The following is a 12,909-nucleotide window of genomic DNA, read 5'->3' on the forward strand; positions in this document are numbered from 1 at the left end:
CATGCGTGTTTTACTGGTAGAGGATGAAGTGTCTCTGGCAACCGCCCTGGGGAAAATCCTTGAAAAAAATAAAATCCTGGTCGATGTGGTCCACGACGGCATTGAGGGCAAGCTGCTCAGCGAGAATGATGTCTACGACGTCATTGTCCTGGACATTATGCTGCCAGGTATGAGCGGGCTGGACATTCTCAAATCCATCCGCGACCGCGGCAAGAACGTGCCTGTGCTGCTCCTGACCGCAAAGGACAGTACGGCCGATAAGGTAAAGGGCCTGGATATGGGAGCGGACGATTACCTTGTCAAGCCCTTTGTCACTGAGGAGCTGCTGGCCCGTATCCGCGCCCTGGGCAGACGTCCCTGGGAGGTTTATCAGGACAATGCCATCACCTTTTCCGATTTATCGCTGAACATCAACAGCGGCGAGCTGCTCATCGGCGGCGCGCCCATCAAGCTGACCTCCAAGGAGGCCCAGCTGCTGGAAATGTTTATCAGAAACCCGGGGATGACCATCTCAAAGGAACAGATCCTCGACCGGATCTGGGGCATTGAGAGCATGGCCATGGAGAATTCGGTGGAGATTTACGTCCACTACCTGCGGAAAAAACTGAAAAAATCCCGGACTGTCATCAAGACGATCCGTGGTCTGGGCTATGTGCTGAAGGAAGAGGACAATGCTCAGCCTCAATAAATTAAGATTAAACCTGACGCTGATGAATACCGCGGTCCTGATTGGATTGTCGGTATTTGTCGCTGTTTCGCTCTATTTGACCATCAACATGGACATGGAGTCCGGCGTCAGCAACAACCTTGAGATCTACTGCTCCCAGCTGGCCAACAATGTTGAGCAGCTCCAGACCCAGCAGGAGGGCGGCACGGTTGCGCCAGAGACCCAGAAGGGCTACCAGGAGTTTAAGGACACACTGGTGCACAACAGCATTGCCTTTACCATCTGGGATGATGCGTTTAACGTGATGGACAAGTCCGAGTCCCAGCCTCTGAATCAGGACCAGCTTTTCCGGCTTATCAACCGCTATTTCAGCGGCAACCGGGACAAGTACCTGATCAGTGACTATGAGACCGACGACAATAATCTTAAAATCTGTACCTATGTTACCGTCAGTAAGGATGGTGAAATGCGGGTGGTGCAGGCCATGAAAAATATGGATACGGAGCGCGGTGTGTTAAAGAACGCGGTCCGGATGATCCTTATCGTGGTGCTGGCCGGCGCGACCCTTTCCTTACTGTGCGGTTATTTTCTGTCCGGCAGGGCGCTGGTGCCTGTGCGAAAGAGTATGGACCAGCAGCGGGAATTCCTCGCGGATGCGTCCCATGAGCTCAGGACGCCCATTGCCGTTATCCAGACCAATCTGGAAGTGGTGAAGGCCAGCGGCGACGAAACCGTTGAGAGCCAGTCCACCTGGCTGGACAACGCCTATGACGAGACCAAGCGCATGCACCATATTGTCGAGGACCTGATGTTTCTGGCCAGGGCCGACTCTGGCGACGTGCATTTTGAGCCTGCGCCGGTGGATATTGGCTACCTGATTATGGAGGTTACTGAGCGGTTTATCCCCATGGCTGCCCAGAAATCCATCACGATCCTCAGCAAAGTCCCTATGGAGGAACTGAACGTGATGGGGGATGAAAAGCAGCTGACTCAGCTCATGGTCATCCTCATCGACAACGCCATCAAATATACCGAGCCGGGGGCTGACGAGCGGAATAAAACCATCGTCGTCCAGGCAGAGCGGATTGAAGAAGGCATTGAAATCTGTGTGACCGACAAGGGCATCGGTATTTCCAAAGAGGAACAGGAGAAAATCTTCCAGCGCTTCTACCGTGTGGATAAGGTGCGCTCCAGAGCAGAGGGCGGCACAGGCCTTGGCCTGTCCATCGCCTACTGGATCGTCCAGAAGCACAAGGGCATCATCCGGGTGGAAAGCGAAGAAAATGTGGGAACCAAAATGATCATTGTGTTCCCGTCTTATGAAGGACCAAAGGAGGCAAACGAATGAAAGAATTAAAGTTTAACGGCAATAAGCTGGTCACAGGACCAGGCGCCATTGATTATATTAAAAATCTGGATGGACAGCGGATCTTTGTGGTCACCGGAAAGTCCGCTATGTTTAAAAACGGAACCATTGACCACATCAAAGCAGTTTTCGCGGAGCAGGGCAAAACCTGCGAGGTGTACAGCGGGATTGGCGGCAACCCGACCACCGGCGAGGTGCTCTCCGGCCTTGCGGCCATGAAGGCCTTTGACCCGGACACGGTCATGGCAGTGGGGGGCGGCTCCGCCATCGACGCCACCAAGGTTATGACCCTGATGTGCGAATACCCGGAACTTACACTGGAGGATATCCGCGGCGGAAAGGCGCCGGCAGAACGGAAAAAGCTTCAGTTTATCGCTGCGCCGTCCACCTCTGGCACTGCCAGTGAGGTCACCCGCGCAGCGGTCATTACCTTTGCAGAGGAAAATATTAAGGTGGGCCTGAAGACCACGGCGTTTATCCCCGACATCGCCATCCTCGACGGCAGCCTGACCCTGTCCATGCCAAAACACGTCATGGTAGAAACCGGTATGGATGCCCTGACCCACGCGGTCGAGAGCTACATTAACAAGAACAACGACGATTTCTGCAAGTTCATGTCCAAGGGCGCAGTGGAGGGGCTGTGCGCGTACCTGCCCCTCTCCTACGAAAAGGGCGATGTGGAAAACCGCCAGAAGGTACACAACTTCCAGTGCCTGGCCGGTCTGGCCTTCCAGAACTCCGGCCTGGGGATGGACCACGGTATTGCCCATGCCTTCGGCGGACGCTTTGGCACAAGCCACGGCCTGCTCAACGCAGTGGCCCTGCCCTATGTTCTCAAGTACAACGCGCGGGATGAGGCCGTCAAGGCAGATCTGGATGAGCTGTCAAGAATGATCGGAGCCGATATTATAAAGACCATCGAGGGCTTTAACGCCCAGTTTGGCGTTCCTAAAACCTTCAGGGAGATGGGGATCAGCGAGGAGGACTTCAACGCCCATTACGAGAGCCTTCTGGACAATTCCATGAAGGGCTCGACCGCCCGTAATCCGGTGCCGATGACCCGCGAGGAAATGGACAAGGTTTTAAAGAGCATCTACTACGGCGATATTTTGTTTTAGAGAGAACAAGCGGAGGAACAATGAGTTTATTAGACGGACTGAATGAACAGCAGAGGGAAGCAGCAGCAACGACCGAAGGGCCGGTTCTGATTCTGGCCGGTGCCGGCTCCGGGAAAACCCGGACCATTATCCACAGAATCGCTTATATTATCGAGAGTAAAAAGGCCTGGCCGTCACAGATCCTGGCCATTACCTTTACCAATAAAGCAGCGGGCGAAATGCGCGAGCGTATCGCCGCCATGAATGTGGAGGAGAGCGACCGCATCTGGATGTATACCTTCCACGCCATGTGCGCCCGCATCATGCGTATCCACAGCCAGTGGCTGGGCTATGAAGACAACTTTGTCATCTATGATACCGACGACCAGAAGCGCCTCTACAAAACCCTGATCAAGGAGCTGGATTTTAACGATAAGATGTTTCCATTCCAGTATGTATCGGGCCAGATCTCCACAGCCAAGAATAATTTCTGGACGCCGGAGGATTACCTGAAGAACAACCCCGGCGAGTTCCGGGCAGAGAAGGTGGCCCAGTACTACCGCCTGTACCAGGACACCCTGAAAAAGAACAACGCCATGGACTTCGATGACCTCATCTACAACACGCTGGTGCTGTTTAAGGGCTTTCCCGAAATTCTGGAGCAGTACCAGAACCGGTTTAAGTACATTCTGGTCGATGAGTACCAGGATACGAACCACAGCCAGTACGAGCTGGTTAACCTGCTGGCCGCGAAGCACCGCAACCTGTGTGTGTGCGGGGACGACGACCAGAGTATCTACATGTGGCGTGGGGCAGATATTAACAATATCCTCGACTTTGAAAAGGACTATCCTGACGCCAAGGTTGTCAAGCTGGAAGAAAATTACCGTTCCACCAGCGTGATCCTGGACTGTGCCAACAAGGTGATCGCCAACAATACTGGCCGTAAGGATAAAAACCTCTGGACCCGAAATCCCGGGGAGGATAAGATCGTCGTCTCATCCTTTAACCAGGGCTATGACGAGGCCCGCTTTGTAGCTCAGGAAATCGAGAACCTGAGGGCAGATAAGGGCTATACCTACGGCGACTTTGCGGTGCTCTACCGCACCAATGCCCAGTCCCGTCTCTTTGAAGAGGCTTTCATGCGCGAGGGCATGCCTTACCAGCTCATCGGAGGCACAGGCTTTTACTCACGTATGGAAATCAAGGATATTATTTCCTACCTCCATGTGCTCATCAATCCCCTGGACAATATCGGCTTTATGCGCATCGTGAACGTACCTAAGCGCGGCATCGGCACAGCCACCCTGGAAAAAATCCGGGAATTTGCCGAGTTCAAGGGCTGGAGCCTCATGGAAACTTTTTACCACTGCGAGGAAGTGCCAGAGCTCAGCTCCAGTGTGCGCAACAAGGTCCGCGAGTTCGCCGCGGTCATGGAGGAGCTGCGGGACCGCTGCGAAACCGATTCGGTCAGCGAGCTCATCGACCATGTCATCAAGGATACCGGCTATCTTGAGATGCTGGAGCTCGGCAAGCTGGACCACAGCGAGAGCCGTATCGAAAACCTTGAGGAGCTGATCTCCTCGGCCGTGGAATTTGAAAAGAACAGCGATGACAAGAGCCTGACCGCCTACCTGGAAACCGTGGCCCTGACAGCAGAAACCGACAAGTATGACAGCGAGGAAGGGAAGATCCTGCTCATGACCCTGCACAACGCCAAGGGGCTTGAGTTTCCAGTGGTCTTTCTGCCCGGCGTGGAGGAAGGGATATTCCCCCACGGCCGTTCCATGGACAACCCAGAGGAAATGGAGGAAGAACGCCGTATCTGCTATGTGGGCATCACCCGCGCCAAGGAGCGGCTGTATATGTCATGGGCGGCAGAACGCACCGTTTACGGACGCCGCCAGCCTCAGATGCAGTCCCGCTTCCTGAAGGAGCTGCCTCCGGAATGCCTGGAACTGAATGTCCAGAAATACGAGCGCAACGAGATTGTCGAGGAAGCCTCGGTGGAGAAAAAGACCTACAGCTTTTCCGACCATTTGCAGCATAAACCCAATGTTTATAAATCTGCAGCGCCTAAAAAGGCCAAGGAGGAAAGCTCCGGCGCCTTTAATCTCAGCGATAAGGTCAAGCATAAAAAATTTGGCATCGGCACCATTGTCGAGGTAAAACCGAATCAGGTGTCAATCGCATTCCCAGGAGTGGGTATAAAGAAACTGGACCCATCTTATGTAACAAAAGCCTAGGTCTAAATTTTGCGTTGAGGACAATCACTTATGAATGAAGAACTAAAACAGGCTGAGGCCAAAATCAGCCAGCTTAAAAAACAAATTGAAGAGAACAATGTCCGGTATTACGATAAGGACGCGCCTGTCATACCAGACTATGCGTATGACCGCATGATGCAGGAGCTCATCAGTCTGGAGACAGCCTATCCACAGTTCCTGACTTCTGACTCACCCAGCCAGCGTGTGGGCGGCGCGCCGTCAGAGGCCTTTGAGAAGGTTCACTACACCACGCCCAAGCTCAGCCTCAGCAACGCCTTTAACGCCGGGGATCTGAGGGATTTTGATACCCGTATCCGCAAGGTCTGCCCCGATGTGGCGTACTGTGTCGAGCATAAATTCGATGGCCTGACCGTCGTGTTAGACTACGAAAATGGACTGCTGGTCCGCGGCTCTACCCGCGGCGACGGTGTGACCGGCGAAAATGTCACCCAGAATCTGAAAACGGTCAAGACCATTCCTCTGCGTCTCACAGAACCCATGACCCTGGAGGTCCGTGGGGAGGTGCTGATCTATAAGGAGGACTTTGAGGAGCTGAACGCTGCGCGGGAGGAACAGGGTGAGCCCCTGTTCGCCAATCCCAGAAACGCCGCCGCAGGCTCTATCCGTCAGCTTGACCCTAAACTGGCGGCCGAAAGGCCTCTGGACATCTTTGTATTTAACCTGGAATACTGCGAGAATCGGTCCTTCGAGACCCATAAGGAAAGCTTTGATTTCCTCACACACTGCGGTTTTAAAACCAGTGAGGTGAAGCTTTACAAGGATATGGAGGACATCATCACCTACATTGAGGAGATGGAACATGGCGGAAGAGAGGCCCTGCCCTATGAGATTGACGGCATGGTCATCAAGGTCAATAATCTGGCGGAGCGGGAGCGGCTGGGGGACACCTCTAAGTCGCCGCGTTGGGCCATTGCCTACAAGTTCTCGCCTGAGCAGACAGTGACCACTGTGCGGGATATTACCGTGCAGGTGGGCCGTACCGGCGCCCTGACGCCTGTGGCAGAGCTTGAGCCTGTGCTGCTGGCCGGCTCCGTTATTTCCCGGGCGACCCTCCATAACGAGGACTACATCATCGACAAGGATATCCGGATCGGCGACAGGGTTGTCATCCAGAAGGCCGGGGATGTTATCCCTGAGGTGGACCACTCCATCCCAGAGGACCGCACTGGCGCAGAGGTTGTTTTCACCATGCCTGCCCATTGCCCGGTCTGCGGCTCCAAAACCTACCGGGTGCCCGGCGAGGCTGTGACCAAGTGTCTGAACATGGACTGTCCGGCCCAGGTGTTCCGCAAGATTGTGCACTTTGCCTCCAGAGACGCCATGAACATCGACGGTATGGGTCCTGCGGTGGTGAGACAGCTGCTGGATAGCGAATTGATCCACACCATTGTGGATATCTACCATGTTTCGGACCGTCGTGAGGACCTGATCGGTCTGGAAAAAATGGGTGAAAAATCTGTGGATAACCTCATAAATGCCATAGAGGACTCCAAGAGCAGGCCCCTCTCCAAGGTGGTTTTTGCCCTGGGAATTCCGCTGGTAGGAGCTAATGGGGCTAAAATACTGGCCTCCCACTTCGGCAGCATGGACGCCCTTATGGAAGCCTCCGAGGAGGAGCTGACAGAGATTTATGACATTGGCGGCAAAATGGCTGTGGAAATTGTGGACTTTTTCAAGACCGACGCCAACCGCCGCATTGTGGACGGTCTGCGCGAGGCTGGTGTCAATATGACGGAAAATGCCGCCAGGGCCACAGCAGAGCTTGCGGGTAAGACCTTTGTCCTGACCGGCACACTGCCCACCATGGGACGCCGTGAGGCCAAGGAGATCCTGGAGAGCCACGGCGCCAAGGTGTCCGGCTCAGTCAGTAAAAAAACCGATTATGTGCTGGCCGGTGAGAACCCCGGCTCAAAGGCTGAGAAAGCCGTGAGCCTGGACGTGCCAGTCATTGACGAGGAAACCTTTAAAAAAATGGTCGGCTTGGAATAAAAATAAAACCAAGGGGTATCGTGGCGATACCCCTTGGTTTTTAGATTAATCCGCTGGTTTGGCGGCCACAAGGCAGTAAATGTTGTTTTTCAGGATTTCGATCAGCCTGAGATTCTCAAATCCGGCGATTTCGGCCACGTGCACCAGGTCGGCGGCCGTGTATTTTATAAAGCCCTGGCGGGTAATGGGCAGCCGGTCCAGCCAGGCCTTTGTGTAAAAAGCATTGGCAAAGACAGCGCCGGGCTTCAGCACACGGTAAATTTCCAGGTAGCCCTTTAAGGGGTCCTCCCAGAAATAGACCGTGTTCACCGTATAGGCAAAATCAAAAAAATCGGCGGGAAAGGGAAGCTGAAGGGCGTTTCCCGGCCCAAGGGCCAGACGGTCCTGTGCGATGAGTGCTTCGCTTTTTCGGATGGCAAGCTCCAGCATGTCATCAGAGGTCTCAATCCCGTAGAACTGGCCGGGAAAGCCCTTGGCAAACCGGCGCAGGAGATGGCCGTTTCCAAAGCCAATATCCAGGCTTCTCTCAGGAGTTACCTGCCTGAGGACAGCCTCAATGCTTTTGTACTGGGGTGTGTTAAGCCGGTTCATCAGAAAGGTGGAGAAATGACCGCCAAGCCCCCTTGGGTTGGCAAATTGTGTGCCCATGTATTTTATAATGTTCATAGCGACCTCGCATATAATTATATATGAATAATTGTTCATATATAATTATATGCGAAAAGCTTCGCGTTGTCAAGAGAGCGCCAACCCGTACCGCCACGATACGGGTTGAATTTTACTGAAAATAATTTACATTTAAAGGGTTTTGAATTATAATGATATAATGAGAAAAATTTACCCGAAAGGAATGAAATCATGAGTATTACCAGAGAAGAAGTTACCTATGTTGCGGATCTGGCCCGCCTTGAATTCACCGAAACGGAAACGGACCGTCTGGCGGATGAGCTGGGCGCAGTCCTTGATTACGCGGCGACTTTGAATAAATTAGATACATCAGACGTAAAGCCGACAGAGCATATTCTGCCGGTTCAGAACGTTTTTAGAAAAGATGAAGTGAAGCCTTCACTGCCAATTGAAAAAGTCCTGGCCAACGCGCCGGAATCAGAAGCCGGCTGCTTTAAAGTGCCGAGAGTTCTGGAATAGGAGGATCGAATTGGAATTATCACAACTGACCGTCCATGAGATCAATGGGCTTATTGAAAAGAAAGAAGTATCTGTCAAAGAGGTCACCCAGGCAGCGGTTGACCGTATTGACGCAGTAGAGGATAAGGTTGACGGCTATCTCTGCCTGACGACCGAGACCGCCATGAAAGAGGCGGAGGAGCTGGATGCGCTCATCGCCGAAGAAGGCAGGAAGGATGTGCTTGAGGGCATCCCCTACGCCTTAAAGGACAACATGTGTACCGACGGTATTCAGACAACCTGCGCGTCCAAAATTCTGGGGGATTTTGTGCCGCCTTACAACGCAGAGGTCTATGACCGTCTGCTGGCCCAGAAGGGGATTCTGCTCGGAAAGGCCAACATGGATGAATTTGCCATGGGCTCCTCCACAGAAAACTCCGCCTTCAAGGTCACTAAAAACCCTTGGGATCTCACACGCGTGCCCGGCGGCTCCAGCGGCGGCTCTGCAGTGGTAGTGGCCTCCGATATGGCTTACTACTCACTGGGCTCCGATACCGGCGGATCGATCCGCCAGCCCGCCGCTTTCTGCGGCGTGGTCGGTATGAAGCCAACCTACGGACTGGTTTCCCGTTATGGCCTGGTGGCTTTTGCGTCTTCCTTAGACCAGATCGGCCCCTTCACCAAGGATGTTGAGGACTGCGCCATCGTGTTAAGCGCCATCGCGGGCCATGACCCTAAGGATTCAACCTCGCTCAAGGTGGATAAAAAGGATTATACACAGAACCTGAAGGAAGGCGCCAAAGGTATGAAGATTGGTGTGGCCCAGGCATTTATGGGCGAAGGCCTTCAGCCAGAGGTGCGCGCTGCCATCGACAGCGCCATTGACACCTACCGCGGTATGGGGGCAAAAATCGTGGATGTCTCCTTTGAGTATCTGGACTACGCCCTGTCCGCTTATTATCTGATCTCCTCCGCAGAAGCCAGCTCCAACCTGGCCCGTTACGACGGTATCCGCTACGGTGTCCGCGCCGAGGAATACGCAGACCTGGTCGATATGTACCGCAAAACAAGAACCCAGGGCTTTGGCGACGAGGTTAAACGCCGTATTATGCTGGGAACCTATGCCCTGAGCTCTGGTTATTATGACGCCTATTATAAGAAAGCCATGCAGGTTCGTACCCTGATCATGGATGACTTCAAAAATGTTTTTGATTCCTGCGATGTCCTGCTGACACCGACCACCGCCAAGACCGCTTTTGGTATCGGCGAAAAGACCGGTAACCCGCTGGAAATGTACCTGACCGATATTTACACCGTTCCGGTGAACATCGCCGGTATTCCGGGGATTTCAATTCCCTGTGGCTTTGACAACGATGGTATGCCCATCGGCATGCAGCTGCTGGGTCCGGTACTGAGCGAAGAAAAAATTCTGCAGGCAGCCTACGCCTTTGAACGTGAAACCGCGTTTAAAGACCAGAAGCCAAAGCTTGTATAGGTAAAGGAGGAATAAAGATGGAATACGATATTGTCATCGGGATGGAGATCCATGCCGAATTAGCAACAAAGTCTAAAATTTTCTGCTCCTGCTCTACCACGTTCGGTGCAGATGAAAATACACATGCCTGCCCGGTATGTCTTGGGATGCCCGGGGTGCTGCCGGTGCTCAACGAAAAGGTCGTTGAGTATGCCACAAGAGCCGGACTGGCCCTGAACTGCCATATTGCGAATTTCAGCAAAATGGACCGTAAAAATTATTTTTACCCTGACCTGCCAAAGGCCTATCAGACCTCTCAGTTTGACCTGCCTATCTGTACCGGCGGGGTTGTGGATATTGAAGTGGAAGGCGAAAAAAAGGAAATCGGCATTACCCGTATCCATATTGAGGAGGATGCCGGCAAGCTGCTCCATGAATCCGCAGACGGTACCCTGGTCGATGTGAACCGCTGTGGTGTGCCGCTCATCGAGATCGTCACAGAGCCGGATATCCGCGGTGCGGAGGAAGCCCGCGTTTTTGCAGAAAAGATCCGTAACATTCTGGAATATGTGGGCGTTTCTGACTGTAAAATGGAAGAGGGCTCTATCCGTTTCGATGTCAACCTCTCTGTCAAGGAAAAGGGCAGCGATGTGCTGGGAACCCGTACAGAGATGAAGAACCTGAACTCCTTCAGGGCCTTAGTGCGCGCGGTCCAGTACGAGAGCAAACGCCAGATTATCGAGCTCAAAAAAGGACACCGCATTATTCAGGAAACCCGAAAGTGGGACGACGTCAAGGGCGTCAGCTCCTCCATGCGAAGCAAGGAAGAAGCCCACGATTACCGCTATTTCCCGGAACCAGACCTGGTGCCCATTGTCATTACCGATGAAACCATTGAACAGATCAAGTCCGGCCTGCCCGAGCTGCCGGAAGCAAAGCGCGCCCGCTATGTGGCAGAGTACAAGCTGCCGGATTACGACGCTGGCGTTCTGACCGCGTCCAAGGTCACCGCGAAATTTTTCGAGGAAACCGTTGCGCTGTACGACGAACCCAAGCAGATTTCCAACTGGCTGATGGTGGATATCCCGGCCATGCTCAAGGAAAAAGAGCTGTCAATGGAAAATATCCCCTTTAGTCCGGCCGAGCTGGCTGAGCTGCTTAAGCTCATCAAGGATGGCACCATCAGCGGGACCATCGGCAAAAAGGTTTTGGAGAAAATGTTTGAAGAGGACAAGACCCCTAAGGCCATTGTGGAAGAAAACAACTGGGCTCAGATGAGCGATACCAGCGAGCTGGAAGGCATTATCGCTCAGGTTATCGAAGACAACCCGAAATCCATCGAGGATATCGGAGCCGGCAACCAGAAGGCCTACGGCTTCCTGACCGGACAGGTCATGAAGGCCACCAAGGGCCAGGCAAACCCGCAGGTCGCCAACAAGATCATCCGCGAGCTGGTCGCCAGGAAATTAGAGAGCTGAATAAACGACTGAAAGCAACGGGCGGTCTCATGATCGTCCGTTGTTGTGATTAAAAGAAGGAGAAAATTTTGAATCGAATTGACGGAAGAAGTAACGAGTGCCTGAGACCGGTGAGCATCACACGGCATTTTACGAGAAACGCTCAGGGCGCTGTGCTCATTGAGGTGGGAAATACCAAGGTCATCTGCACTGCCATGGTGGAAGATAAGGTACCGCCCTTTTTAAGAGGTGAAAAAAAGGGCTGGGTCACCGCCGAATACGAAATGCTTCCAAGCTCCACCGGCTCCCGGAAGGGAAGGGACCGCAGCCGCGGCAAAATTGACGGAAGAACCGTTGAAATCCAGCGTTTAATTGGCCGGAGCCTGCGTTCTGTGATCGACATGGAAAAGCTCGGAGAACGGACGATATGGATTGACTGCGATGTGATCCAGGCCGACGGCGGCACCCGCACCGCGTCCATCACCGGCGCTTTTGTGGCGCTGTATGACGCAGTCACCTGGCTCATGGAGGAGGAAGTCATTGACGAGTGGCCCATTAACGGCTACGTGGCGGCCACCAGTGTCGGCATCAACCAGAATGAGCCCATTATGGATCTCTGTTATGAGGAGGACTCCACAGCAGAGGTTGATATGAACATTGTCATGACCGACAAAGGCGAAATCGTTGAAATCCAGGGAACCGGAGAGGAACGCCCCTTTACCCGGGATGAATTCCAGAAGCTACTGGCTTTGGGAGAAGACGGTGTGTATCAATTGATTAACATTCAGAAAGAGGCGCTGGGAACACTCTAAGCGCCCGGAAAGGGATTGTGATGAAAACCATAGTGCTTGCAACCGGAAACAAAGACAAGGCCTGTGAAATCAAGGCCATGCTGGATCATAAATTTGAAGTAAAGACCATGAAGGATATGGGCATCGACATCCAGATCATCGAGGACGGCGAAACCTTTGAGGACAATGCCCTGATTAAGGTAAGAGCCATTCAGCCCTTTGTGAAGGACGCTGAGATGATCATTATGGGGGATGACTCCGGTCTGTCCGTGGACGCGCTGGACGGCGCGCCGGGAATTTATTCTGCCCGCTATGCCGGGGAGGATGTGACCTACCGCGATAACAACGAAAAGCTTTTAAAAGCCATGAAAGATGTGCCAGAGGAAAAACGCGGCGCTGAATTTGTCAGTGTGATTGCCATGATTTTACCCGATGGCCAGGAGCTGACCGTCCGGGGGACTGTCAGAGGCAGAATCGCCGATGATTTTATGGGGGATGAGGGCTTTGGTTATGACCCGCTCTTTATTGTGGAAGAGACAGGCAAAAGCTACGCGCAGATGGCGCCAGAGGAAAAGAATGCTGTCAGCCACCGTGCCAGAGCAGTAGCGCGCGCAAAACAGATTTTAGAGAAATACCAGTAGCAGAAAGGAGAAGG

11 protein-coding genes are annotated in these 12,909 nt (G+C 53.2%); 10 read left to right on the top strand and 1 reads right to left on the bottom strand.

The genetic code is table 11. The annotated features are described in order from the left end of the window. The first annotated feature begins 1 nt into the window (after position 1). Genes B2M23_RS12365 through ligA form a run of 5 tightly spaced genes read left to right on the top strand, consistent with a single transcriptional unit; the run spans position 2 to position 7,407 of the window. A complete protein-coding gene (locus tag B2M23_RS12365; protein ID WP_013379270.1) occupies positions 2-688 on the top strand; it encodes a response regulator transcription factor in 687 nt (228 codons plus the stop codon). Next, on the top strand, positions 672-2,015 hold the full coding sequence (locus B2M23_RS12370) for a sensor histidine kinase (protein WP_013379271.1): 1,344 nt from the start codon (positions 672-674) through the stop codon (positions 2,013-2,015). The genes B2M23_RS12365 and B2M23_RS12370 overlap by 17 nt, the downstream gene beginning before the upstream one ends. After that, complete coding sequence (locus B2M23_RS12375) at positions 2,012-3,151, top strand: iron-containing alcohol dehydrogenase (protein ID WP_038354131.1); 1,140 nt, start codon at positions 2,012-2,014, stop codon at positions 3,149-3,151. The genes B2M23_RS12370 and B2M23_RS12375 overlap by 4 nt, the downstream gene beginning before the upstream one ends. Positions 3,152-3,171: 20 nt before the next feature. Next, the gene (gene pcrA, locus B2M23_RS12380; RefSeq protein ID WP_013379273.1) at positions 3,172-5,376 is read left to right on the top strand and encodes a DNA helicase PcrA; all 2,205 of its coding nucleotides are present in this window, start codon (positions 3,172-3,174) and stop codon (positions 5,374-5,376) included. Positions 5,377-5,406: 30 nt separating this feature from the next. After that, positions 5,407-7,407, top strand: a complete 2,001-nt coding sequence (ligA, locus tag B2M23_RS12385; protein ID WP_038354130.1) for an NAD-dependent DNA ligase LigA — start codon at positions 5,407-5,409, stop codon at positions 7,405-7,407. Between the two features lie 45 nt (positions 7,408-7,452). Here the strand turns inward: ligA and B2M23_RS12390 are convergent, their stop codons facing one another. Then, positions 7,453-8,073, bottom strand: coding sequence for a class I SAM-dependent methyltransferase (locus B2M23_RS12390; protein ID WP_052237493.1), 621 nt, complete (start codon positions 8,071-8,073; stop codon positions 7,453-7,455). Positions 8,074-8,265: 192 nt separating this feature from the next. Between B2M23_RS12390 and gatC the strand changes: the two genes are divergently transcribed. The 5 genes from gatC (at position 8,266) to rdgB (ending at position 12,895) form a co-directional block, all read left to right on the top strand. Continuing rightward, positions 8,266-8,553 (top strand): Asp-tRNA(Asn)/Glu-tRNA(Gln) amidotransferase subunit GatC, encoded by a 288-nt coding sequence (gene gatC, locus B2M23_RS12395; protein WP_013379276.1) that lies wholly within the window; start codon positions 8,266-8,268, stop codon positions 8,551-8,553. A 10-nt stretch (positions 8,554-8,563) separates the two neighbouring features. After that, on the top strand, positions 8,564-10,027 hold the full coding sequence (gatA, locus tag B2M23_RS12400) for an Asp-tRNA(Asn)/Glu-tRNA(Gln) amidotransferase subunit GatA (RefSeq protein WP_038354129.1): 1,464 nt from the start codon (positions 8,564-8,566) through the stop codon (positions 10,025-10,027). Between the two features lie 17 nt (positions 10,028-10,044). After that, the gene (gene gatB / locus B2M23_RS12405; RefSeq protein WP_038354128.1) at positions 10,045-11,484 is read left to right on the top strand and encodes an Asp-tRNA(Asn)/Glu-tRNA(Gln) amidotransferase subunit GatB; all 1,440 of its coding nucleotides are present in this window, start codon (positions 10,045-10,047) and stop codon (positions 11,482-11,484) included. A 68-nt stretch (positions 11,485-11,552) separates the two neighbouring features. After that, positions 11,553-12,275 carry a ribonuclease PH gene (gene rph / locus B2M23_RS12410; protein ID WP_038354127.1) on the top strand — a complete coding sequence of 241 codons (723 nt, stop codon included), beginning with the start codon at positions 11,553-11,555 and terminating at the stop codon, positions 12,273-12,275. A 20-nt stretch (positions 12,276-12,295) separates the two neighbouring features. Continuing rightward, positions 12,296-12,895, top strand: coding sequence for an RdgB/HAM1 family non-canonical purine NTP pyrophosphatase (gene rdgB, locus B2M23_RS12415; RefSeq protein WP_038354126.1), 600 nt, complete (start codon positions 12,296-12,298; stop codon positions 12,893-12,895). Positions 12,896-12,909 lie beyond the last annotated feature (14 nt).

Source organism: Eubacterium limosum (genome assembly GCF_000807675.2).
Classification (GTDB): domain Bacteria; phylum Bacillota; class Clostridia; order Eubacteriales; family Eubacteriaceae; genus Eubacterium; species Eubacterium limosum.